Source organism: Xanthomonas sp. NCPPB 3959 (assembly GCF_056675575.1).
The window spans coordinates 15,824-40,468 of the sequence record NZ_JBWWVR010000013.1; the positions used below are offsets into that span (position 1 = coordinate 15,824).

Consider the following 24,645-nt stretch of genomic DNA (forward strand, 5'->3'; position numbering starts at 1 on the left):
CGCTGCGATGATCCTGGCGTTCCTGCGCTTCGAGCTGCGCGAACAACTGCGCTCGCCCTTCCTGTGGCTGCTGGCTGCGCTGTATGCGTTGCTGGCGTTTGCCGCACTGTCCAGCGATGCGGTGCAGATCGGTGGCGGCATCGGCAACGTGCTGCGCAATGCGCCGACCGTGATCGCTACGCTGCTGGGGCTTTTCAGCCTGCTCGGTCTGCTGGTGATCACCCTGTTCGTCAGCAATGCATTGCTGCGCGACTTCGACCTGGGCACTGCCGAGCTGGTGTTTTCCACACCGGTGCGGCGGCGCGACTATCTGCTTGGCCGCATCGGCGCGGCGCTGATCGCCGGCATGGTGATGTACGTGGTGATCGCGCTGGGCATGTTCGCGGCCCAATTCATGCCGTGGATCGATCAGGCACGGCTCGGCCCGGTCGCAGTACTGCCCTATCTGTGGTCGTTGCTGGTGCTGGTGCTGCCCAATCTGCTGTTCACCACCGCGCTGCTGTCGGTGCTGGCGGTGACCACGCGCAGCATCCTGTGGGTCTATATCGGCGTGATCGTGTTCTTCGTTCTGTATGGCGTGAGCCGTGCGCTGATGGCCGACCTGGACAATGTGTGGATCGCCACGCTGTCCGACCCGCTCGGCATCCGCGCGTTGTCGCAGACGCTGCGCTACTGGTCGGTGGACCAGCGCAATCATCAATTGCCGCCACTGACCGGCTATCTGCTCGCCAATCGCGCGGTGTGGTTGGGCATGAGCGGTGTGCTGTTCGCTGCCACCTTCGCGCTGTTTCGCACCGAGCGCAGCGGCACGCGTCGCCGCCGTGGCGCTAGCGCGATTGCGCCTGCCGATACGGCGCCCACCAGCACGCGCGTCACCACCACGCGCCTGACGGTCACGCCGAGCTTCGGTGCGGCCACCGCCTGGAAGCAGCTGCTGCGGCAGATCCGCTTCGACACGCTCGGCGTGCTGCGCAGTGCGCCGTTCGTGGTGCTGCTGATGCTGGGCCTGGCCAACTTCATCCCGACCGCCTTGTTCAATTCGCGCAATTACGGCACCGCCGTGCTGCCGGTGACCTCGTTGATGCTGGAGGCGCTGCAAAACAGCTACAGCTTTCTGCTGATCATCGTGGTGCTGTTCTATGCCGGCGAGCTGGTGTGGAAGGAGCGCAGCAACCGCATCGACGGCATCACCGACGCGATGCCGGTACCGGATTGGGTGCCGCTGCTTGGCAAATTCGTCGCTTTGCTGGCGGTGATCGCCAGTTTCCAGCTCGCCGGTGCGCTGACCTCGATCGCGCTGCAGCTTGGCCGTGGCTACACCAGCATCGAACCGCTGCTGTATCTCAAGACCCTGGCACTGGGCTCGGTGCTGTACGTGCTGATGGGCGGCATGGCCTTGGCGCTGCAGGTGCTGAGCAACAACAAGTTCGTCGGCTATGCGCTGCTGATGCTGGTGTTGATCGGGCAATCGGTGCTGTCGATGCTCGACTACACCCAGAACCTCTACAACTTCGGCGGCTGGCCCAACGCACCGTATTCGGACATGAACGGCTACGGGCACTTTTTGCCAGGGCAATTGTGGTTCCAGGGCTATTGGGGCGTGTTCCTGCTGGCCTTGCTGTTGCTGTCCTCGGCATTCTGGCCACGCGGCGTGGGCCACGGGTTGCGACAGCGTGTGCGGCTGGCGTTGCGGCGCCTGCGCAGCCCGACCGGTGCGGCATTGGCGGCCAGCCTGCTCGGCTTCGCGGCGGTTGGCGGCTGGCTGTACTGGAACACCAACGTCTACAACAGCTTCCTGTCGCCGGAACAGCGGCTGGACCTGCAGGCGCGCTACGAGCGCGATTACCGCAAGTACAAGGATCTGCCGCAGCCGCGCATCGTCGCGATCGACAACCATGTCGATCTGCATCCAGAAACCCAGTCGGTCGTCATCGATGCCACCTGGACAGTGCGCAACACCCACACCGCGCCGATCAGCGAGGTGCACATCGGCATGCAAGGCCGCACTGGCGACCGAAGCCTGGTGAAGGTGGATCTAGGCGGGCAGACCCTGACCATGCACGACGTCCCGGCCGGCTACCGCATCTATCGCCTGCAAAAGCCGCTGCAACCTGGCGAAGAGCGCGTGTTCCGCTTCCGCGTGGACCAGCATCCGCACGGCCTCACCGCCGAACAGGCGCAAACCGAACTAGTCGCCAACGGCAGCTTTTTCAACAATACCCTGCTGCCCTGGTTCGGCTACAACACGCAGACCGAGATCACCGACCGCAACGACCGCCGCAAGCGCGGCCTGGGCGAACCCACGCGCATGCCCAAGCTGGAAGATCAGGCCGCGCGTGCCAACAACTACGTCAGCAACGATGCCGACTGGCTCGGTTTTGCCAGCACCGTCTGCACCGCACCGGATCAGATCGCCCTGGCACCGGGCTATCTGCAGAAAGAATTCCAACGCGATGGCAGGCGCTGCTTCCGCTACGTGATGGACCGCCCGATGCTCAACTTCTACGCCTACCTGTCGGCACGCTGGGAAGTGCGCAAGGCGCGTTACAAGAACATCCCCATCGAAATCTATTACGACCCCAAGCACCCATACAACGTGCAACGCATGATCGAGAGCGTGCAGAAATCGCTGGCCTATTACGAAGCCAATTTCAGCCCGTATCAGCACCATCAGGTGCGCATCATCGAGTTCCCCGGCTACGCGCGATTTGCGCAGTCGTTCGCCAACACCATTCCCTACTCCGAATCGATCGGCTTCATTGCCGATCTGCGCGACAAGAACGATATCGACTACGTGTTCTATGTCACCGCCCACGAAGTGGCGCATCAATGGTGGGCGCATCAGGTGATCGGCGCGAACGTGCAAGGCGCCACCATGCTGTCGGAATCGCTGGCGCAGTATTCGGCGTTGATGGTGATGGAACGCGAGTACGGACGCGCCCACATGCGCCGCTTTCTCAAGTACGAACTGGACCGCTATCTGGAAGGCCGTGGTGGCGAAACCATCGAGGAATTGCCGCTGTATCGCGTGGAAGACCAGCAATACATCCACTACCGCAAGGGCTCGCTGGCGTTTTACCGGCTGCGCGAAGAGATCGGCGAGCAGGCGCTCAACCGCGCGTTGCAGCGCTTCCTGGCCGCCAAGGCGTTCGAACAACCGCCTTACACCACCTCGGCCGAGCTGCTGCAGACCATTCGGGCCGAGGCGCGCCCGGACCAGCAAGGGCTGATCACCGACCTGTTCGAGAAGATCACCTTCTACGACAACCGCGTGGTGAGCGCACAGGCACGCAAGCGCCCGGATGGACGCTATGAGGTCACCGTGCAAACGCATGCGGCCAAGTTGCAGGCCGACGGCAAGGGCAAGGAGCACGCAGTGCCACTGGACGACTGGATCGAGGTGGCGATTTACGGGAAGGCCGCTGGCAAGGACGCGCAAGCACCGGTGCTGTATCTACAGCGTCAGCACATCACCAGCGTCGCGCCGAGTTTCACGGTCATGGTCGACGGCCTGCCTGCCGAAGCCGGCTTCGACCCGGACAACAAGCTGATCGACCGCGTGCCGGAGGACAACCGCAAGCAGGTGACGCTGCAATAGCCGAATGAACGCATGCCGCAGCGCGTCTTTCCGCCACCATACTCCACGGTATACATTGCGATCAGGCCGCCGACGGCGGCCACAGCAATCCCTGGGAGGGGACACATGCGCAAGACCTTCAAGACCCTGATGCTGGCCCTGCCGCTGGCTGCGGCCTCGCTGCTGGCCCAGGCCGCCGACTCGCCGGTGGGCCGCTGGAAGACCATCGACGACGAGACTGGCAAGCCCAAGTCGGTGGTGCAGATCGAACAAACCGGCAACGGCACGCTGAGCGGCAAGGTGGTGGACATCCTGCAATCGGACAAGGGCCCGAACCCGCTCTGCGACAAATGCGATGGCGCCCAGAAAGGCAAGCCGATCAAGGGCATGACCATCCTGTGGGGCCTAAAGCCCGACGGCACTGCGGTGTGGAGCGGCGGCTCGGTGCTCGACCCGGCCAAGGGCAAGACCTACAAGGCCAAGGTCACCCTGACCGACGGCGGCAAGAAGCTGCAGATGCGCGGTTATGTCGGCATCGAGGCGCTGGGCCGCACTCAGACCTGGATTCGTGAATAGCTGGGATTGGGGATTGGGGATTCGCAAGAGCGGGCGTCCTTCGGGGCGCCTTTTTTGTGCGTTGGCGATTTTTTGGGGGCTTGTTCTATTGGGCGGGATCATTGGCTGCTGGTGCCGCAGCGATGGCTGACGCCGCGCGTCTGGACATGCAGGCGACCTGATCCTGCTTTGACGAATCCCCAATCTCCCAGCCCCAATCCCGGCTCACGACTAATGCGATAATCGCCCGTCCCCCGCATTACGCCTGCCATGACCCGCACCGCACTCGTCACCACCGCCCTGCCCTACGCCAACGGCCCGCTGCATCTTGGCCATCTGGTCGGCTATATCCAGGCCGACATCTGGGTGCGCGCGCGCCGCTTGCGCGGCGACAAGACCTGGTTCGTCTGCGCCGACGACACCCATGGCACGCCGATCATGCTCGCCGCCGAAAAGGCCGGCGTGACCCCGGAAGCCTTCATCGCCAACATCCAGGCCAGCCATGAGCGTGATTTCGCCGCGTTCGGGGTGACCTTCGATCATTACGATTCGACCAATTCGCCGGTCAATCGCGAGCTCACCGAGGCCTTCTACACCAAGCTCGAGGCCGCCGGTCACATCGGCCGTCGCTCGGTGGCACAGTTTTACGACCCGGCCAAGGGCATGTTTCTGCCGGATCGCTATATCAAGGGCATCTGCCCCAACTGCGGCAGCGCCGATCAATACGGCGACAACTGCGAAGTCTGCGGCGCCACTTATGCCCCGACCGAGCTGAAGGAGCCCAAATCGGTGATCTCCGGCGCCACGCCCGAACTGCGCGATTCGGAGCATTTCTTCTTCGAAGTGGGCCATTTCGACGGTTTCTTACGCGAGTGGCTGGCTGGCGATGTCGCACTACCGGGCGTCAAGGCCAAGCTCAAGGAATGGCTGGACACCGAAGGCGGCCTGCGCGCGTGGGACATCTCGCGCGATGCGCCGTACTTCGGCTTCCAGATTCCCGGCCAGCCGGGCAAGTATTTCTACGTGTGGCTGGACGCGCCGATCGGCTACCTGTGCAGCTTCAAGACGCTGTGCGCGCAGATGGGCGAAGACTTCGACGCGCATCTAGTCGCCGGCACGCAGACCGAGCTGCATCACTTCATCGGCAAGGACATCGTCAATTTCCACGGCCTGTTCTGGCCGGCGGTGCTGCACGGCACCGGCCATCGCGCGCCGACCCGTCTGCACGTCAACGGCTATCTGATGGTGGACGGCGCCAAGATGTCCAAGTCGCGCGGCACCTTCGTGATGGCGCGGACCTTTCTGGACGTGGGCCTGGAGCCGGAAGCGCTGCGCTATTACTTCGCGGCCAAGTCCTCTGGCGGCGTGGATGATCTGGATCTGAATCTGGGCGATTTCGTCACGCGGGTGAACTCCGATCTGGTCGGCAAGTTCGTCAACCTGGCCAGCCGCTGCGCCGGCTTCATCGGCAAGCGCTTCGACGGCAAGCTGGCCGACACCCTGCCCGACCCGGCGCAATACGAGCGTTTCGTCGCCGCGTTGGCGCCGATCCGCGAGGCCTACGAGCGCAACGATGCGGCCAGCGCGATCCGCCAGACCATGGCGTTGGCCGACGAGGCCAACAAGTACATCGACGACACCAAGCCGTGGGTGATCGCCAAGCAGGAAGGTGGCGATACGCAGCTGCAATCGGTATGCACGCAGGGTTTGAACCTGTTCCGCATTCTGGTCGCCGCACTCAAGCCGATCCTGCCGCGCACCTGCGCCGAGGCCGAGGCTTTCCTGTCGGCACCGATGACCAGTTGGGAAGACGTCGCGCGCCCACTGACCGCGCACACGATCCAGCCCTACACCGCCCTGTTCACCCGTATCGACCCCAAACTGATCGACGCCATGACCGACGCCTCAAAAGACACACTAGCCGCAACCGCATCAGCACCCGCCGCAACCACCGCCAAACCCGCACTGTCCAAGGCCGACACAAAGCCCGCCGCCGTTGCGAATCCCGAATCCCCACTCTCCACTCCCAGCCTCATCGGCATCGATGACTTCGCCAAGCTCGACCTGCGCATCGGCAAGGTGCTGGTGTGCGAATTCGTGGAAGGCTCCGACAAGCTGCTGCGCTTCGAGCTGGATGCCGGCGAGCTGGGCAAGCGCCAGATCTTCTCGGGCATCCGTGCCAGCTATGGCGAGCCGGAAACGCTGGTCGGCCGCAGCGTGGTGTTCATCGCCAACCTGGCACCGCGCAAGATGCGCTTCGGCATCAGCGAAGGCATGATTTTGTCGGCCGGCTTCGATGGCGGCGCGTTGGCACTGCTGGATGCCGATGGTGGCGCGCAGCCGGGGATGCCGGTTCGGTGAGGCGGGATTCGGGATTCGTAAAAGCAAGACCTGATTGTTGAGGGAGACCTGATACGAGTGCTTCGCCCGTACCCTCGTCCGCCCCTACGGGGCACCTTCTCCCGGTGGGAGAAGGAAGAGGCTAAGCCCCTCTCCTGCGGGAAAGGGGTTGGGGTGAGGGTACGGTGCGAAGCCCTGGTGTCGTTCCAACTGCACGTGGCTTCGCCCGTACCCTCATCCGCCCCTTCGGGGCACCTTCTCCCGGTGGGAGAAGGAAAAACACCGCGCCTTTAACCAATCTCTAATCCCAAATCCCCAATCCCACCTCCCAGCCCCATGCAGCTCGCCCTATTCGACTTCGATCACACCATCACTACCTGCGACACCTATGCGCGCTTCCTGCGCAAGGTGGCAACGCCGGCGCAGCTGGCTGCGGCGAAGTGGCAGGTGGGTCCGTGGGTGTTGGGCTATCGGGTTGGGTTGATCTCCGCGCAGGCCTTGCGCGCACGCGTCACGCGCATGGTCTTCAACGCTCGCTCGCTGGAAGAAATGACCATGCACGGGGCGGCGTATGCACGCAACGATCTGCCTGGCATGTTGCGCACGAACGTGATGCAGCGTATCGACTGGCACCAGGCGCAGGGGCATGAAGTGGTGCTGGTGTCGGCGTCGCTGGATCTGTATCTGCAGCCTTGGTGTGCGCTGCATGACCTGTCGTTGATCTGCAATCGGCTGGAACACGATGCCGGCGTGTTGAGCGGACGCTATGCCGATGCCGATTGCGGCCCGCACAAGGCCACGCAGATCCGCCTGCGCTACGACCTGTCGCAGTACGAGTGCGTGCATGCCTATGGCGATAGCCGCGAAGACACACCGATGCTGGCACTGGCGCAGCAGCGCTGGTATCGCGGCAATCTGCTGCACTGACATGCCCACTGCAACGCCCGCCCCCACGACTGATCTGGTCGAACGCCTCGACCGCCTGCTGCCGCAGACCCAATGCGGCCAGTGCGGTTACGACGGCTGTCGCCCTTACGCGCAAGCGATGGCCGATGGGCACGCCGACGTCGATCATTGTCCGCCCGGTGGCGACGCCGGTGCCCGCGCGCTGGCGCACGCACTGCAGGTTCCTGCACGCCCGTACGACCGCACCCGCGGTACCCACACGCCACCGCAAGTGGCGTGGATCGTGGAGGCCGACTGCATCGGCTGCACCAAATGCATCCAGGCCTGCCCGGTGGATGCCATCGTCGGCGGCGCCAAACACATGCACACGGTGATCGCGCCGCTGTGCACCGGCTGCGAGCTCTGCCTGCCAGCCTGCCCGGTGGATTGCATCGAGCTGCGCACAATCGGCTAGACGGCTCGCAAAAGGCCTCCAACTCCTACCTTCCGTCAGGAACGTCCTGACGCATCCGGCGCATCCGTGCTGCGGACGCGCTCGTATTGGTGTGTACTCCCATCGAGGAATCCGCCGATGCGCCCATTCGCCGCCCTTGCCACGTTAGCCGCACGCTGCCGGCCGATCCCGCCGTTGTTGTTGCTGGTGCTGGGCTGTTCGCCGCTCAGCGCAGCAGCCGTCACCCGTGTGGACGGCGATGCCTTCGACGGCGACAGCGGCGCGCTGCGTTACCGCGAGTCGCACTGGCTGCTCGACGACGGCGGCCGGGTGGTGCTGTATCGCTGCACGGACGGGCGCCCGTTCGCGCGCAAACTGGTCGATGGCGGCGGCCCCTCGCCCAACTTCAGCCTGCTCGATGGACGCGACGGCTACCGCGAAGGCGTGCGCCAACGCGATGGCGTGCGCGAGATGTTCCAGCAGGAACCCGGCAAGGCCGAACGCCGCACTGCGCTGCCCGCCAGCGAAGGCGCGCGCGTGATCGATGCCGGTTTCGATGCCTATCTGCGCACCCAATGGGACGCACTCGCCAGCGCAACGCAGCGCGTCGACTTCGTGCTGCCGAGTCTGCAGCGCCAGCTGGCCTTCAAGGTCGAACGGATCGGCGACAGCGCCGGCCAGCGTCGCTATCGGCTCAGCCTGGATGCCTGGTACGGCGCCGCAGTGCCGTCGCTGGAGGTGCGCTATTCCATCGCCGACAAGCGCCTGCTCGAATTCCGCGGCGTCGGTAACCTGCGCGACGAGCGCGGCCGCTATCCGCACGTGCGCATCGTTTTCCCGGACACCGCTGCGCGTGCCGCCAGTGCGGACGAGTTGCGCCAGGCACGCGAGCAGCCGCTGGCCAAGCGCTGCAGCGCCCCGTGAACCAGACACGCGCCATCTTCACGTTCGACCACGCGCCGTTGCGTAAAACGGCCCGGGCACCCATTCCCCACGCAGGAACATCCTCATGGCCAAGGCCTATCTTTGGATCAACGCAGTGCTCTACGTCGTCCTGGCGATCTGGTGCACGCTCTCACCGGCCAAGACCGCAAATGCGGTCGGTTACACCCAGCTTTCGCCGGCCGGGCAGTCGGAATACCTGGTCATCTACGGCGGCCTGCAGTTGGGCATGGCGTTTTTGTTCGGTTACTTCGCCTGGATCGATCAACCGCGCACCGGGCTGTTGGTGGCACTCGCCTTCTACGTCCCGATCGTGCTGTTCCGCACTGTCGCGCTCTCGCGGCTGTGGCCGGTCTCTGCACCGACGGTTGCGCTGGCAGGCGTGGAAATCCTGTTGCTGCTCGCCGCTGTGCTGCTGTGGTTCCGGCACAAGTGAAAGACACGCTGTAGCCAGTCCGGTAGGATCGGCGCCACCTTACTCAACGCCCGACCGCATGAGTGCCATTCCTGGCCACGACGACGATGAAACCGGACGCCTGCTCACCGCAACTGCGGGCGGAGACCGGCATGCTTTCGAAGCGCTGTATCGGCAGACCTCGGCCAAGCTGTTCGGGGTGTGCTTGCGCATGATTCCGCAACGCGCCGAAGCCGAAGAAGTGCTGCAGGACGTGTTCACGCTGATCTGGCACAAGGCCGGGCAGTTCGATCCGGCGCGTGCACGCGGGCTGACGTGGCTGGCGATGATTGCGCGCAACAAGGCGATCGACCATCTGCGCGCCAATGCACCGCAGCGCCGCAACGTGACCCTGGACGATGCCGGCGACCTGCGTGCCAGCGATGCCTCACCGCTGGAGCGCACCGAGCGCGCCAGCACGCGCCACCGCATCGACCATTGTCTGGCCGAACTCGAACCGCCGCGCAGCGAATTGATCCGCACCGCCTTCTTCGATGGCATCACCTACGAAGAACTGGCGGCGCGCACCGACACGCCGATCGGCACGGTCAAGAGCTGGATCCGTCGTGGCCTGGCCAAACTCAAGGCATGTCTGGAACGATGAGCACGCCATTCCCCATCGACCAGGAACCGCCGCGCGACGTGCTTGCCGGCGAATACGTGCTGGGCCTGCTGAGCGCCGACGAGCGCCTGGCGGCCGAACAACGCATCGCCACCGACAGCCAGTTCGACCAGGCGGTTCTGCAATGGCAGCAACATCTGATGCCGCTGCTGGACGAAATCGCGGCGGTGACCCCGTCCGATCAACTCTGGACGCGCATCCGCCAGACGCTGGGCTTCGATACGCCAATGCGCGCAGTGCCGGCAGCATCGACCACCACCACCACACCGGCCACGCCACTGTGGAACAGCGTGCGCTTCTGGCGTTGGGCCAGTGCCGGTGGCCTGGCCACTGCTGCGGTGTGCGTGCTTGCCTTGTTGAACGTGAACACGCCGCCCGCACCGGTGCAGCCGCCAGCCACTGGCCCGGTGGTACAGGCACCGCCGGTCACGACTCCAGCAACCCCGGCCACCCCGCCTGCCACCGGCATCGCGATGACCGCCACGCTGGCGACCGAAGACGGCCGGCCGGGCTACGTGGCCTTGATGGATGCCGACAAGCACACCATCACGGTGACGCCGCTGGATCGCACCGCCACCGCCGACAAGGTGCCCGAACTGTGGTTGATCACCGCAGACGGCAAGCCGCATTCGATGGGCACGTTCGACGATCAACGCGCACGCCGCGCGCAGATCCCCGATCAGCTGATGCCCATGCTCAGCAACGAGGCTCTGTTGGCCGTCACCCTGGAACCACTGGGCGGTGCGCCAGGTGGCATCCCCACCGGTACCGTGGTGGCCAAGGGCGGCATCAGCACGCTGGCAATGGCGCCCTGACCCGGCGGTGAGCTTGCCTGCGAGGCTCTCGCAGGCAAGCTCGTTTCACGAACGACCTCATGCGCGCCAGCGATACGGCGTGTGGTCAATTGTGTGCGCGATTGCGCGAATTATCAGTGTGATCAGACGAACCTTACACACGCATGCGACGATCATGCGCGCTGGTGCATCTGTTTGCCGGCAGCGTTCGTAAAGGGTCACGACCAACGACGGAGAACCACGCGTGCCGAGTACCGGAGTCGACCCCAACGCTGCAACGCCTCAGCCCACCAGCCCACATCCCCGTGGCTGGTTGGCAATGCGTATCGGCAGCCTGCGCCGCTGGGTGGATTCGCAGACCGACGAACCGCTGGACGAAGCGCGCGCAGACCGCATCGACTGGTTGCGCGCCATCCCCTTCATCGCCCTGCACCTGGCCTGCCTGTCGGTGATCTGGGTGGGCGCGTCCTGGTTTGCGGTGGGCATGGCGGTGGCGCTGTATGCGCTGCGTATGTTCGCGCTGACCGGCTTCTATCATCGCTATTTCTCGCACCGCGCTTTCAAGACCTCGCGCGTGTTGCAGTTCGTGTTCGCCGCGATCGGCGCTACCTGCGTGCAACGCGGGCCGCTGTGGTGGGCCGCGCATCATCGCAACCACCATCGGCATACCGACACCGGCCGCGACCCGCATTCGCCGGCACAACACGGCTTCTGGTGGAGCCATACCGGCTGGTTCCTGACCCCGCGTAATTTCCGCACCGATTGGGAGGTCATCCCGGATCTGCGCCGCTTTGCCGAGCTGCGCTTCCTGGATCGCTTCGACATCGTGATGCCGGTGGTGCTGGCGCTGGGCCTGTACCTGCTCGGCGACTGGCTGGCCACCGCCGCGCCCGCGCTGAAGACCAGCGGCGCGCAATTGCTGGTATGGGGCTTTGTGATCTCCACCGTGGCCTTGTTCCATGCCACCTTCACCATCAACTCGCTGGCGCATCGCTTCGGTAGCCGGCGCTTCGATACCCGCGACGACAGCCGCAACAACTGGCTGCTGGCGCTACTCACCTTCGGCGAAGGCTGGCACAACAATCACCACTTCTTCCCCGGCTCGGCGCGCCAGGGCCTGCGCTGGTGGGAGTACGACATGACCTGGTACGGCCTCACGGCGATGTCGTGGGTGGGCCTGGTGTGGGACCTCAAGCCGATGCCGAAGATGCTCACGCAGCGCGCCGAGCGGGTGCGCCGATGAGCGAGGGCAGGATTGCCGTGGTCGGCAGTGGCATCGCCGGCCTGGGCGCGGCGTGGCTGTTGTCGCGGCGCTATGAAGTCACTCTGTTCGAGGCCGCCGATTATCTCGGCGGGCATACGCACACGCACGACATCCAGCTGCAAGGCCAGCGCTACGCGGTGGACAGCGGCTTCATCGTGTTCAACCCGCAGCACTATCCGTTGCTCACGCGCATGTTCGCCGAGCTCGATGTGGCCGCGCAGCCGACCACGATGAGCTTCTCCGTGCACGATGCGCGCAGCGGGCTCGAATACAACGCCGGCAGCCTGGGCGGGCTGTTCTGCCAGCGCCGCAATCTGCTCAGCCCGCGCTTCTGGGGCATGTTGTCCGACCTGCGCCGCTTCTATCGCCAGGCACCGGCGGTGCTGCACAGCGACGAGCAGTTCAGCACGCTGGGTGAGTATCTGCAGCGGCATGGCTACTCGGCGGCGTTTCGCGACCAGCATCTGGTGCCGATGGCCTCGGCGCTGTGGTCCTCACCCTCGCAGCGCATCCTGGAATTTCCGATGGGCCAGCTGATCGGCTTCATGGCCAACCACCACATGCTGCAACTCAGCGGGCGGCCGCAGTGGCAGGTGGTGCGTGGTGGCTCCAACAGCTATGTGCGCGCGCTGCGGCGGCGCTGGCAGGTACTGGAGCGGCTGTCCACCCCGGTGCATGCGATCCGGCGCGTCAGCAATGGTGTGGTGCTCAGCTCGCTGCGCGGCGAAGAACATTTCAACGACGTGGTCCTGGCTTGTCACGCCGACGATGCCTTGGCATTGCTCAGCGACTCCACACCGGCCGAGCAACAGATCCTGGGCGGCATCACCTACCAGAACAACGACACCGTGCTGCATACCGATGCGCGCGTGTTGCCGCGCGATCGCCGCGCCTGGGCAGCGTGGAACGCGCATGTGCCGGCCGACCCGCAGGCGCCGTGCACGGTGAGTTACTGGATGAACGCGCTGCAGTCGATCGAAGCGCCACAGCCGTTCATCGTCAGCCTCAATCGCGACCACGACATCGACCCGGACAAGGTGCTGCGCCGCATGCGCTATCGCCACCCGGTGCAGAACGCGGCCGCACTCGCGGCGCAGACGCGCAAGGCCGATATTCAAGGCGTCCAGCACACCTGGTTTGCCGGCGCGGCATGGGGCTTCGGCTTTCACGAAGATGGCCTGCGCAGCGGCGTGGACGTCGCCCACGGCCTGGGAGTGCCGTGGTGATGCAGCTGCTGCGCGAAGCCAGCACCGATGCGGTGCCGTTGCCCCCGACCGAGGGCAATGGCGCCGGCAGCGTGGCAGCCCCGTTGCGCAGCGCGATCTATACCGGTTGGGTACGGCACCGTCGGTTTGCGCCAAAACCGCTGGATTTTCGCTACAAGCTGTTTTTGATGTATCTGGATCTGTCCGAACTGGATCGGGTGTTTGCGCAGCGTTGGCTGTGGTCGGTGGGGCGCGCCAACCTGGCGCAGTTCCGTCGCAGCGATTATCTCGGCGACCCAACTATTCCACTGGATGAAGCAGTGCGCGATTGCGTGCAGACCCACACCGGCGAGCGCCCCGACGGCGCGATCCGCCTGCTCACGCATCTGCGCTACTTCGGCCATGTGTTCAATCCGGTCAGCTTCTACTACTGTTTCGATCGTCACGACGGCCTGCGCTGGATCGTTGCGGAAATCACCAACACGCCCTGGCAGCAGCGCCACACCTACGTGCTGCCGGTGGCGCAGGCGCGCACCCATCGCGACGTGCATGCCTGGCGTTTCGACAAGCGCTTCCACGTCTCCCCCTTCATGGGCATGCAGCACCAGTACGACTGGCGTTTCAGCGTGCCGGACGCGCAATTGCGCGTGCATATGGACGTGCTGGATGCGCCCGATGCCGACGCGGCAGGCAACGACAGCGGCGCCCGCCGTTTTGACGCCACCCTGGTGCTGCAGCGCCAGCCGCTGACCGCGCGCACCCTGGCGCGCACGCTGCTGGCCTACCCCTTGATGACCGTGCAGGTGGTGGTCGCCATCCACTGGCAGGCCTTGCGCCTGTGGCTGCGCGGCAACCCTGTGCACGACACCCCCCATCCGCCTGTGCGAGAACGCCGATGAACGCCACGTCCCTGCCCGACACCACTGCTCCGCGCGCAGCTTCCTGGACGGATCGCCTGTTGCGCAAGCGCCTGCTGGCAACGCTCGGCGACCTGCGCGATGGGCAATTGCAGCTGCACGAGGCCGATGGCATCACCACCCTCGGCAATGCCAGCGGCGCGGATGCCTTGCAACTGCAGTTGCGCGTCACCGATCCGGGCTTCTATCGGCAGGCCGCGCTCAATGGCAGCGTCGGTGCCGGCGAGTCGTACATGGATGGGCAATGGCAGTGCGACGACCTGGTCGGCCTGATGCGCCTGCTGTTGCGCAATCGCGACCGCCTGGATGCGATGGAAACTGGCACCGCACGGTTGGGTGGTTGGGCGATGCGCAGCCTGCACACCTTTGCGCGCAATACCCGCAGCGGCAGCCGGCGCAATATCGCCGCGCATTACGATCTGGGCAATCCATTATTCAGCCTATTTCTCGATGAAAACCTGATGTATTCGTCGGCGATCTTCGTCGATGGCGAAGAGGCGCAAGGCGAAGCGGCACTGGAACGCGCCGCCACGCGCAAGCTCGAACGCATCTGCCAGAAACTGCGGCTCGGCCCGCAGCACCATGTGGTGGAAATCGGCACCGGCTGGGGTGGCTTCGCCCTGCATGCCGCGCGCGAGCACGGCTGCCGCGTCACCACCACCACCATCTCGCGCGAGCAGTTCGATCTGGCAACCCAACGCATCGCCGCAGCCGGTTTGAGCGATCGTGTGACGGTGTTGCTGCGCGACTATCGCGATCTGGACGGCCGCTACGATCGGGTGGTGTCGATCGAGATGATCGAGGCGATCGGCCATCAGTATCTGGACACCTATTTCGCCAAGGTCGGCAGCCTGCTCGCCGACGATGGCGAGGCGCTGATCCAGGCCATCACCATCGAAGACCATCGCTATGCGCAGGCATTGCACTCGGTGGACTTCATCAAGCGGCATATCTTCCCCGGCAGCTTCATTCCCTCGGTGGCGGCGATGACCGGTGCCATCGCACGCGCCAGCGATCTGCGCCTGTTCAATCTCGAAGACATCGGGCCGAGCTATGCGTTGACGCTGCGTGCCTGGCGGCAACGCTTCATGGCGCAGCTGCCGCAGGTGCGCGCGCTGGGCTACGACGAGCGCTTCATCCGCATGTGGGAGTTCTATCTGGCCTATTGCGAAGCCGGTTTTCTGGAGCGCTCGATCGGCGATGTGCATCTGTGGCTGAGCAAGCCGGGCGCGCGTCCGCCTCAGTTCGTGCCTGGCCTGCCTGCCGACGCATGAAGCAGCTCGGCAACTATCTCGGTTTGCAGGTGCTATGGGTGGTGGCGGTCAGCGCCGCCGCGCAGGCGCGCATCTGGCCGACACTGCTGGTGTTGGCGCTATTTGCGCTGTATCAGCTGTGGCCGCCGCGGCGCGCGCCGGGCGATCTGCAATTGTTGATCGCCGCGTTGTCGCTGGGCTTGCTGCTGGATACCACGCTGGCTGCAGGCGGTTGGGTGCGTTACGCCGCACCGTGGCCGGGCACGCCGTTGGCACCGCCGTGGATTCTGGCGTTGTGGCTGGGCTTTGCGCTCACCCTCAATCATTCCTTGGCCACGGTGATGCAACGTCCATGGCTGGCGGTACTGCTGGGCGCCATCTTCGGGCCGTTCTCGTATTGGTTGGCGCAGCGCAGCTGGCACGCAGTGGAATTCCAGCCGCCACAGCTGCACGCAGTGGTTGCGGTCGGCATCGGCTGGGGCGTGGCCTGCGGCGTGTTGTCGCTGTATGCACGCCGCCTGGCGCGACCATCGCCTGAGCACATCACTGGAGAACTGCAATGACTGTCTGGCCACTGCTGCATGTAGGCGTGTTTGCGAGTGTGGTGATGGTGATCGGCTGGCTGTGGCAGCGCCGCAGCGGCAATGCCGGCCCGGTGGATGTGCTGTGGGCCGCGTGCCTGGCCGTCGCTGCGCCGTATTGCGCGTGGATGTCCGATGGCGCGCTGCTACCGCGCGTGCTGGTGGCCGTGCTCGGCGGCGTGTGGGGCGCGCGCCTGGCGCTGCATCTGGGCGTGCGCGTGTTCGGCGACCCGCACGAAGATGGCCGCTATCGCGCACTGCGCGAGCATTGGAATGGCGATCAACGCAAATTCCTGGGCTTTTTCCTGGCGCAAGCGGTGGTGGTGGTGCTGTTTTCGGTGCCGTTTCTGGCCGCTGCCAGCAACCCGAATCCGGCCTGGAGCGTGTGGAGCAGCCTGGCAATCGCCGTGTGGTTGATCGCGGTCGGCGGCGAAGCGCTGGCGGACCGGCAACTGTCTGCGCACAAGGCCAACCCGGCCAATCGCGGCGTCACTTGCCGCAGCGGGCTGTGGCGGTATTCGCGCCATCCCAATTATTTCTTCGAGTTCGTGCATTGGTTTGCCTATCTGGCGCTGGCTGTCGGCGCCGGCCCGTGGCCGGTCGCGCTGTGCGCGCTTGGGCCGGTGGTGATGTTCGTGTTTTTGTATCGCTTCACCGGCATTCCCTACACCGAGCAGCAGGCGCTGCGCTCGCGTGGTGAGGACTATGCGCAGTACCAACGCAGCACCAGCGCATTTTTCCCGTTCCCCCCTTCGTCCTGAGTCGCCTGGAGAGTCGTATGTCCACCGTTACCATCCCGCCCTCCTCGCTGCCCGAAGAATCCTTCGCCACCCGGCTGGCCGAATCCGGCCTGCTGCCCGATGCCGCGCTGCGTTACGGCATCCGCCGACTGTGCGCGCAGCGCCTGCGCGATGAGCGCGGCGACGGCGCCGATGCCAGCGGCGAACGTCAACGCGCGTTTATCGACAGCCTGCGTGCCAGCGCGATCGCGATCGAAACCGATGCCGCCAATCGCCAGCACTACGAGTTGCCGCCGCAGTTCTTCACCCTGTGCCTGGGGCGCCGGCTCAAATACAGCAGCTGCTATTGGGACGCCACCACGCCGGATCTGGATGCCGCCGAAGAACGCATGCTGGCGCTGTACGGCGAGCGTGCCGAGCTGGCCGACGGCCAGCGCATTCTGGAACTGGGCTGCGGCTGGGGCTCGCTGACCCTGTGGATGGCCGAACGCTATCCCGGCGCCACCATCACAGCGGTGTCCAACTCACGCCCGCAGCGCGCGCATATTCTGGAACAGTGTCGCGTGCGCGGCTTGAGCAACGTGCAGGTCATCACTGCCGACGTCAATGCGCTGGCGCTGCCGCCGGGCAATTTCGACCGTGTGGTGTCGGTGGAAATGTTCGAGCACATGCGCAATTACCGTGATTTACTGGCGCGCGTCGGCAGCTGGCTGGCGCCGGGCGGCAAGCTGTTCGTGCATGTCTTCTGTCATCGCGATCTGGCCTACCCGTTCGAAGTGGCCGGCGAAGACAACTGGATGGGGCGGCACTTTTTCACCGGCGGGCTGATGCCGGCCACCGATACCTTGCTGCATTTCCAGCAGGACGTGGTGATCGAACAGCGCTGGGTGCTGTCGGGCGAGCATTACGAAAAGACCGCCAATGCCTGGCTGGAGAATCAGGACCGCCACCGCGAGCAGATCATGCCGCTGCTGAAGCAGACCTACGGCGACGATGCGCAGCGCTGGTGGCAACGCTGGCGGATGTTCTGGCTGGCCTGCGCGGAGCTGTTCGGTTACGACCAGGGCCGCGAATGGGGCGTGGCGCACTATCGCTTCGTCAAGCGTTGATCGAAGCAAGGCTGATCGACGCAGCAGCGCGCGTCAAAAACGACATCGCGGCCAACAGATGGCCGCGATGTGTCGGCTTCAGCTCGGCTCTTCAACAATGCTGGCACGCAGATCAGTGCGTTGGCTGACAATGCCAGCTCGCACGCAACCAGGTTGTCGTAACTGGCTGCTGAGGCGGCTGCAATGTTTTGCAGATCGCATAGCTGCAACGCGCGATCGCTCGGCGATCCGCGCGCTGCCAGGTGATCAGCCCGCCGCAGCGGTGATCACGATTTCCACCTTCCACTCCGGCCGCGCCAGTTTGGCTTCGACAGTGGCACGTGCGGGCGTAAAACCATGCGGCACCCACTCGTCCCAGGCCTTGTTCATGCCGTCGAAATCGGCGATGTCGGCCAGGAAGATTTCCGCACGCAGGATCTTGGTCTTGTCGCTGGCCGCCTGCGCCAGCAATTTGTCGATTTCGCCCAGCACCTGGCGGGTCTGCCCGGTGATGTCTTCGCTGGTGTCCTCGGCAATCTGGCCGGCCAGATAGCACACGCCGCCATGCACGGCCATTTCGGACATCCGCGGACCTGTATCGAATCGCTGCACCATTTCAGACTTCCTACGGTTGATTGACCCGGGCATTGTCCCGCGAATGCGGCAAACATGCAGCCTGCGCACGTACGTCGCACGCCAACCACCGCCCAACCAGCACCATCCAGGACACGATCGCCACGATGGCACTCTTCTGGCTGATACCCGGCGGCGCGCTGGTCACGCTGACGTGGAACAACAACAGCACAAATGCCACCAAGCCCAGACCGAATGCCGGTACGAAATGCTGGCGCCACCAACGATCACGACGGAAATACCAGGATTGCAGCAATATCGCTGCAATTACGCACAGAAATGCGGTATTCGCCGACAACAGATGCACCATCGTCGCCGCGTCGGGGGCGAGCACCGGCATCCAGCTGTCGCCGATCGCCACCGCGCTCAGGCCTACTGCCGCCATGCAGAACAAGCCCACCACCGTGCGACTGCATGCGACCGGCGCCAGCGCCGCGTACAGGCCCAGCGCCAGCCACGCCATGGCTGCGGCCAGCAGGCAATAGGCGGTGCGCAGCAGCAAGCCGTAAGCGCCGTGCAGGTAGGCACTCAGTTGTGCATCGATCCAGTCCAGATCGCCGCGCAGCCATTGCAGCAACACCACCAGAGCGATGAAGGCCACGCCCGTCGCTGCGGTGATCGCACCGGCGTAACCGCTCCAGCGTGGCGGACATGGCCGCCGAGTTTGCGCAGCAGCGCGGTGATCGCATGCATTCCCCATCAACAGCCTGTCTCCCCTGCAACTGTCATCTGATCCATCCGGCTCCCCGACGGCACGTACGCGTGGCTTTGCCCTATGATGCGCGCGGCCGCCATGCGCGGACAAATATCGGTATGGCCGAACCTTAGCGTTCACTTCATTTCTGCATTGACGCGATCACGCTGCACGCACTTCAATCGACCGGCCCATGCAGACCCTCCGCGCGCGCGGCACATTCCGTGCATGCACCTTCTCTCCCTCAAGCAGATCCCGTTGCCCTCATGACGGATACCCCCGTGTCTTCCGAAACGCCCGCCAGCGGTTGGCGTCGCGCCCTGCCGGTGATCATCAGCCTGGCGATCCTGGCGATGGCGCTGCACGCGCTGTCCTCTCAGTTCACTGACCACGGCTATCGGCAGATCCGCCAGGCGTTCCGTGAACTGGGGGGCGGCCAGATCGCGCTCACCCTGCTGCTGGGCTTGAGCAGCTACGCCTGCCTGGTGGGCTTTGACTGGGTGGGACTCAAGCGCACCGGCAAGCGCTTGCATCCGGCGCGGGTAGGCATCACCGCGTTCATGGCGCACGCGGTCGGGCAGACATTGGGCTTTGCTGCACTGACCGGCGGCGCGGTGCGCTTGCGCGGTTATGGGAGCGTGGGGCTGACCCTGGCCGAGATCGGCCAGGTGGTGCTGATGAGCACGCTGGGCTTCATCTTCGGCGCCTGGGTGCTGCTTGGCCTGGCCTTGATGCTGGAACCGGAAGCGGCCGCACGCGCCCTGCCGATCGCTGCCGAAGGCATCCGCATTGCCGGCATCGCCTTGCTGGTCGGCTATGTGGCGATGCTGGCATTGGTCGGCAGACAGGGCCGCGAATTCGGCATCCGCAGCCATCGCTTCTGGCTGCCCGATCGCACCACGGTGCTCGGCGTGACCGCGCTGAGCGTGGTCGAACTGGGCCTGGCTGCGGCCGCGTTCTACGTGCTGCTGCCGCCGGATCCGGGCACCGGCTACTTCGGCTTTATCGGCATCTGGCTGGTGGCGGTAGTCGCCGGTCTGATCTCCACCGTGCCGGCCGGCCTGGGCGTGTTCGAGTGGAGCCTGCTCAAGCTGCTGCCGCATGTCACCCCCGCCGCGGTGCTGGCCGCGGCGCTGGCCTACCGGGTCACCTACTACATCGTGCCGTTGCTGATCTCGGTGGCAATGGCGGCAGCTTCCGGCCTGGGTGCGCCAGTACGCGCCAGTGCGAGCACCGCACGCACGGTGTGGAAGGCGTTTCGCCCGTGGCTGCCGCAGATTCTGGCATTGGCGGTGTTTGCGGTGGGTGCGGCGCTGATGATCGACGGCACCTTGCCCACCCCGCGCGCGCGTCAGGAAGTGGCGCCGCTGCCGCTGATCGAAACCTCGCATCTGCTGGTCAGCCTGGGCGGCATGTTGTTGTTGCTGATCGGCCAGGGTCTGCAGCGCCGCAGCCATGCGGCCTGGGCGCTGGCGCTGGGCGTGTGCGTGCTGTTGCCGCCGCTGTCTCTGTTACGCGGCAGCCATATTTCGGTGTCGCTGTCGGCGGCATTGGCGGCGGTTGCGCTGTGGGCGGCACGCCGCGAGTTCTATCGCCAGGGCGCGCTGCTGGACGAGGCCTGGTCGTGGCGCTGGCTGAGCAATCTGGGCCTGGTGCTGGTGGCCACGTTCTGGCTGCTGTTCTTCGTCTACAGCCATGTCGAATACAGCAACGACCTGTGGTGGCAGTTCGCCACCTCGGCCAATGCGCCGCGTGCGTTGCGCGCCGCGCTGATCCTGTGCGTGGGCGTGATCGTGTTCGGCATGGCGCGCCTGCTGCGTGGCGGGCGCCGCCCGATGCCGGCCGCCGATGCGCAGACGCTGCAGACGTTGGCACCGATTCTGGCCATCAGCACCGACACCCAGGCCTGCCTGGCGCTGACCGGCGACAAAGCGTTTCTGCTCGATGAGCAGGGGCGTGGGTTTGTGATGATGCAGCGCTACGGCGGCTCGCTGATCTCGATGGGCGACCCGGTCGGCCCGCCGGAGGTCGCGCGCGCATTGATGTGGCGTTTCCGCGAAGAGGCCGACCACATGGGCCTGCGCCCGGTGTTCTACCAGGTCGGCGAAAAATACTGGCAGACCTATCTCGACATGGGCCTGACCCTGGTCAAGCTGGGCGAAGAAGCGGTGGTGCCGCTGGAAGGCTTCACCCTGGAAGGCCGCGACCGCGCCGACCTGCGCCAGGCCTGGAACCGCGGCAAACGCGGCGGCCTGACCTTCCGCATGCTGCAACCCGAGCAAGTGGAGGCGGTGCTGCCGCAGCTGGCCGAAGTCTCCGAGCAGTGGCTGGAAGAAAAAGCCGGCGAAGAGAAAGGCTTTTCGTTGGGCAGCTTCGATGCGGAGTACCTGCGTCGGTTCCCGGTAGCGGTGGCCGAGGCAGAAGGGCAGATCATGGCCTTCGCCAACGTGTGGTGGGCGCCGGCCGGCGGCGAGCTGTCGGTGGATCTGATGCGCCACAGTGCGCATGCGCCCAAGGGCACCATGGACTTCCTGTTTATCGAGCTGTTCCTGTGGGGCCAGGCCAATGGCTACACGCGCTTCTCGCTGGGCATGGCGCCACTGTCGGGCATGGCCGAGCATCGCCTGGCCGGCCGCTGGAACCGCTTCGCCAGCCTGGTCGCGCGGCACGGTGAACGCTTCTACGGGTTCAGCGGCCTGCGCCGCTTCAAGTCGAAGTTCGCGCCGACCTGGCGCCCGCGCTATCTGGTCGCGCCGGGCGGCATGCACTTGCCGGCGGCGTTGCTGGATGTGACCCGCTTGATCTCGGTGGATCCTGGCCGGCAGGAATAAGGTCGCGTGATGCCTGCGCCTTTGTGCGAAATGCTTCGGTTTACTGAGGGGCGCTTGCGCGCGTACCGGCATGGGACACGCCGCGAGTACGTCCGTGTAGGCTCTTACGCGGCATCCATGCCGCGTAAGGTCCCACGCCGGCACGCGCGCAAGCACCAACGGTTAGTGTCGGTCGTTTTCGGCAGCTAAAGGAACAGCGTTGCCTGGTTGATTAATCATGCATTGAAGCGTGGCCTTCGCTGGCAAAGCCATGACAAAGCGATAGACGAAGGCAGCGTCGAGTATCGACTGCGGAATCCGCAGACATTACGCCTACACAAAGTCATTGCTTGCCGATCAGCAGTCGCGAAAAGTGGAAGCGTGGTGCCGCGTCCAGGGGCGGGACCGTGTGGCGGCATGGATGCCGCCACCGAGCCTACATGGACGTACTTGCGGCGTGTCCCGACACTGGATGCGGCACCGCGCGCAAGCCGAACAAGCAGACGAAGTCAGCTGGTTTCGTGGGAATGCTTCGGTTTGCTGCGGGCGCTTGCACGCGTACCTGCATGGGACACGCCGCAAGTACGTCCGTGTAGGCTCTTACGCGGCATCCATGCCGCGTAAGGTCCCATGCCGGCACGCGCGCAAGCACCTTCGGTTGGCGTCGGTAGCTGAAGGAACAGCGTTGCTTAGTTGATTGATCATGCATTGAAGCGTGGCCTTCGCTGGCGAAATCATGACAAAGCGATAGACAAAAGGCTGCGTCGACTATCGACAACGGAATCTGCAGGCATTACGCATACACAAAGTCATTGCTTGCCGATCAGCAAGCGCGAAAAGTGGCAGCGTGGTGCCGCGTCCAGGGGCGGGACCGTGTGGCGGCATGGATGCCGCCACCGAGCCTACATGGACGTACTTGCGGCGTGTCCCGACATTGGATGCGGCACCGCGCGCAAGCCGAACAAGCAGACGAAGTCAGCTGGTTTCGTGGGAATGCTTCGGTTTGCTGCGGGCACTTGCACGCGTACCGGCATGGGACACGCCGCAAGTACGTCCGTGTAGGCTCTTACGCGGCATCCATGCCGCGTAAGGTCCCATGCCGGCACGCGCGCAAGCACCTTGGGATATTGTCGGCGGCTGAAGGAAAAGCTGCGGATGGAAAGATGCACCGCTCGCTTACGGCTTCGACAGCCCGTGCAACTGCTCCATGATCACCTTGGCCAAGGTGGCGTAATCGCCCTTGAAGTGATGATCGCCCGGCAGCGCAACCCGTTTGGCCGCCTGCGCCGGCAGGCTCGGGCAAAGCGCGTCCTCATCGTCCTGGCCGTAGATGCACACCGTAGTGCCGGCCGGCAGGCGCTGCACTTCCGGTGCGATCGGCAGGCCATCGTCGTCCGAACCCAGCCAGTTGCTGACATGGAACTCGTAGTCGGCCAGCTTGCCCACCGACAACAGCGCCGTCATGCGGATGTTCTGCCTGGTCTGCGCCGGTAGCTTGTTGATCGCTGCGGGCAACACGTCCGCGCCTTGCGAAAAGCCGATCAGTACCACCCGCTGACGCTGCCAACGCTGCGCATAGAAGCGCGCGATGCGGTCCAGATCGGTCGCGAAGCCTTGCGGCGTGCGTTCTGTCCAGAAGTAACGCAGCGAATCCAGGCCGACCACCGGAATGCCCTGCGCGGCCAGCGCGTCGGCCACTTCTTCGTCCAGACCCGCCCAGCCACCATCACCGGAGACGAAGATCACAAAGGTGTCGTCGTCGCTGTCGCCGTCGGGTTTGGCCGGCACTTCCACCACTGGCAGATCGGCCAGACCGCCCGGCGGCGGCGGCAGCGCCACGCCCTTCTGCTCGCCCAACGAGCGAGCGGCAGCGCGCAGGCCCGGCAGGATATCGCCCTGGGCGGAACGCGTGAACGTGCGCGCCTGCGGCACCTGCTTGAGGAAGCTATCTTCGGTCGCGGCCGGGCAACGCTCGTCCTGGCTGCCGGCCAGCACCCACGGGATCTGCAGCGGCACCGGGAGCAGCGCGTTGCTGCCCGGACGCACGCCCGGCTGGCAGATCGCCTGGTCGGAGACCGCCGCCGGGCACAGCCCATCGGTGAGCACGCCGGCCAGCACATGCGGCTTGGCTTGCGCACCGATCGCATAAGCCAGTGCCGCTCCATCGCCGTCGCCGACCAGCAATGGCAGACGGTAGGTGGGGATGTGATAGAAGGCCTGCAGATAGCGGGAAAAGTTCTCCACATCGCCCACCGAGAACGCGCAGGTACCGCCGGCCTTGCGCAGCACCGCGTACAGATGCGCAGTGTCCACCATCGCCACCATCGCGCCATCGGCGCGCAAGCTTTCTGCCTGCGCCTGGCGCTTGGCGGCGTTGCCGGCACCGCTCAGCCAGATCACCACACGCTGCGGCTCGCCCTTGGGCATTAGCACCGGCACCTGTTCGAAACGGCCATGGCTTACCGGTTGCGGCGCCTGTGCGGCGACCGCGCCCGATAGCGCCAACACCGCCGCGCCGCAGAGCGCGCTCCACATCTCAAGTCGTCGCATGTCGCACCATCGGAAAAAGTGGTTCAAAGATAATCGTTCCAGGCTGCAGCGCGAAGCGGACGCTTCGCTTACGGAGCACCCGCTTGCTGACGCGCTTCCCAGGCTGCCAGCGCCTGCCGGTAGCGCGCCAGTTCCTCGGCGTACAGATCATGCACGCACAACGGGCAACCGCTTTCGCAGCACTCGTTGGGCGCAGGCGGCTCGGGGGGTTGCGGGCGTGGATCGGTGGCGGAAACGGCGCTGTCGTGCATGCGCCATTGTAGCGTGCGCTGCTGCTGTGCCTGGAT

General features: G+C 65.0%; 21 protein-coding genes. 17 read left to right on the forward strand and 4 right to left on the reverse strand.

Annotated elements, in window-relative coordinates:
• Positions 1-7 precede the first annotated feature (7 nt).
• The 16 genes from AC1KVG_RS15550 to AC1KVG_RS15625 all read left to right on the forward strand — a co-directional run bounded on the left by AC1KVG_RS15550 (position 8) and on the right by AC1KVG_RS15625 (position 17,692).
• Positions 8-3,598 carry an ABC transporter permease/M1 family aminopeptidase gene (locus AC1KVG_RS15550; RefSeq protein ID WP_481094981.1) on the forward strand — a complete coding sequence of 1,197 codons (3,591 nt, stop codon included), beginning with the start codon at positions 8-10 and terminating at the stop codon, positions 3,596-3,598.
• A gap of 105 nt (positions 3,599-3,703) precedes the next feature.
• On the forward strand, positions 3,704-4,153 hold the full coding sequence (locus AC1KVG_RS15555) for a DUF2147 domain-containing protein (RefSeq protein WP_006450214.1): 450 nt from the start codon (positions 3,704-3,706) through the stop codon (positions 4,151-4,153).
• Positions 4,154-4,402: 249 nt separating this feature from the next.
• Positions 4,403-6,493: a methionine--tRNA ligase gene (gene metG, locus AC1KVG_RS15560; protein WP_481094982.1), complete on the forward strand. Its 2,091-nt coding sequence runs from the start codon at positions 4,403-4,405 to the stop codon at positions 6,491-6,493.
• 315 nt (positions 6,494-6,808) lie between these two features.
• Positions 6,809-7,399: an HAD family hydrolase gene (locus AC1KVG_RS15565; protein ID WP_481094983.1), complete on the forward strand. Its 591-nt coding sequence runs from the start codon at positions 6,809-6,811 to the stop codon at positions 7,397-7,399.
• Position 7,400: 1 nt separating this feature from the next.
• Complete coding sequence (rnfB, locus tag AC1KVG_RS15570) at positions 7,401-7,832, forward strand: Rnf electron transport complex subunit RnfB (protein ID WP_481094984.1); 432 nt, start codon at positions 7,401-7,403, stop codon at positions 7,830-7,832.
• 117 nt (positions 7,833-7,949) lie between these two features.
• Positions 7,950-8,735 (forward strand): hypothetical protein, encoded by a 786-nt coding sequence (locus tag AC1KVG_RS15575; RefSeq protein WP_046931879.1) that lies wholly within the window; start codon positions 7,950-7,952, stop codon positions 8,733-8,735.
• 85 nt (positions 8,736-8,820) lie between these two features.
• Positions 8,821-9,189: a hypothetical protein gene (locus AC1KVG_RS15580; protein WP_023903316.1), complete on the forward strand. Its 369-nt coding sequence runs from the start codon at positions 8,821-8,823 to the stop codon at positions 9,187-9,189.
• Between the two features lie 58 nt (positions 9,190-9,247).
• Complete coding sequence (locus AC1KVG_RS15585; RefSeq protein ID WP_023903315.1) at positions 9,248-9,811, forward strand: sigma-70 family RNA polymerase sigma factor; 564 nt, start codon at positions 9,248-9,250, stop codon at positions 9,809-9,811.
• Positions 9,808-10,644, forward strand: a complete 837-nt coding sequence (locus tag AC1KVG_RS15590) for an anti-sigma factor domain-containing protein (RefSeq protein ID WP_162498257.1) — start codon at positions 9,808-9,810, stop codon at positions 10,642-10,644. The genes AC1KVG_RS15585 and AC1KVG_RS15590 overlap by 4 nt, the downstream gene beginning before the upstream one ends.
• 223 nt (positions 10,645-10,867) lie before the next feature.
• A complete protein-coding gene (locus AC1KVG_RS15595; RefSeq protein ID WP_481094985.1) occupies positions 10,868-11,866 on the forward strand; it encodes an acyl-CoA desaturase in 999 nt (332 codons plus the stop codon).
• A complete protein-coding gene (locus AC1KVG_RS15600) occupies positions 11,863-13,113 on the forward strand; it encodes an NAD(P)/FAD-dependent oxidoreductase (RefSeq protein ID WP_481094986.1) in 1,251 nt (416 codons plus the stop codon). Before AC1KVG_RS15595 ends, AC1KVG_RS15600 begins: the two co-directional genes overlap by 4 nt.
• Positions 13,113-13,991, forward strand: a complete 879-nt coding sequence (locus AC1KVG_RS15605; RefSeq protein WP_481094987.1) for a DUF1365 domain-containing protein — start codon at positions 13,113-13,115, stop codon at positions 13,989-13,991. The genes AC1KVG_RS15600 and AC1KVG_RS15605 overlap by 1 nt, the downstream gene beginning before the upstream one ends.
• Positions 13,988-15,283: an SAM-dependent methyltransferase gene (locus AC1KVG_RS15610; protein WP_229009275.1), complete on the forward strand. Its 1,296-nt coding sequence runs from the start codon at positions 13,988-13,990 to the stop codon at positions 15,281-15,283. The genes AC1KVG_RS15605 and AC1KVG_RS15610 overlap by 4 nt, the downstream gene beginning before the upstream one ends.
• Positions 15,280-15,825, forward strand: coding sequence for a DUF2878 domain-containing protein (locus AC1KVG_RS15615; protein WP_481094988.1), 546 nt, complete (start codon positions 15,280-15,282; stop codon positions 15,823-15,825). The genes AC1KVG_RS15610 and AC1KVG_RS15615 overlap by 4 nt, the downstream gene beginning before the upstream one ends.
• The gene (locus AC1KVG_RS15620; protein ID WP_006451780.1) at positions 15,822-16,604 is read left to right on the forward strand and encodes a DUF1295 domain-containing protein; all 783 of its coding nucleotides are present in this window, start codon (positions 15,822-15,824) and stop codon (positions 16,602-16,604) included. The genes AC1KVG_RS15615 and AC1KVG_RS15620 overlap by 4 nt, the downstream gene beginning before the upstream one ends.
• A gap of 17 nt (positions 16,605-16,621) precedes the next feature.
• Complete coding sequence (locus tag AC1KVG_RS15625) at positions 16,622-17,692, forward strand: SAM-dependent methyltransferase (RefSeq protein ID WP_481094989.1); 1,071 nt, start codon at positions 16,622-16,624, stop codon at positions 17,690-17,692.
• Between the two features lie 246 nt (positions 17,693-17,938).
• Here the strand turns inward: AC1KVG_RS15625 and AC1KVG_RS15630 are convergent, their stop codons facing one another.
• Positions 17,939-18,286: a RidA family protein gene (locus AC1KVG_RS15630; protein ID WP_023903305.1), complete on the reverse strand. Its 348-nt coding sequence runs from the start codon at positions 18,284-18,286 to the stop codon at positions 17,939-17,941.
• Between the two features lie 10 nt (positions 18,287-18,296).
• Entirely contained in the window at positions 18,297-19,004 is a 708-nt protein-coding gene (locus tag AC1KVG_RS15635) for a DUF998 domain-containing protein (protein ID WP_481094990.1), read from the reverse strand.
• A 260-nt stretch (positions 19,005-19,264) separates the two neighbouring features.
• Here AC1KVG_RS15635 and mprF point away from each other — a divergent pair, with 260 nt between their 5' ends.
• On the forward strand, positions 19,265-21,829 hold the full coding sequence (mprF, locus tag AC1KVG_RS15640) for a bifunctional lysylphosphatidylglycerol flippase/synthetase MprF (RefSeq protein ID WP_481094991.1): 2,565 nt from the start codon (positions 19,265-19,267) through the stop codon (positions 21,827-21,829).
• A gap of 1,155 nt (positions 21,830-22,984) precedes the next feature.
• Here the strand turns inward: mprF and AC1KVG_RS15645 are convergent.
• Complete coding sequence (locus tag AC1KVG_RS15645) at positions 22,985-24,358, reverse strand: virulence factor (RefSeq protein ID WP_481094992.1); 1,374 nt, start codon at positions 24,356-24,358, stop codon at positions 22,985-22,987.
• A gap of 68 nt (positions 24,359-24,426) precedes the next feature.
• Entirely contained in the window at positions 24,427-24,609 is a 183-nt protein-coding gene (locus AC1KVG_RS15650; protein ID WP_023903301.1) for an oxidoreductase-like domain-containing protein, read from the reverse strand.
• Positions 24,610-24,645: the final 36 nt, after the last annotated feature.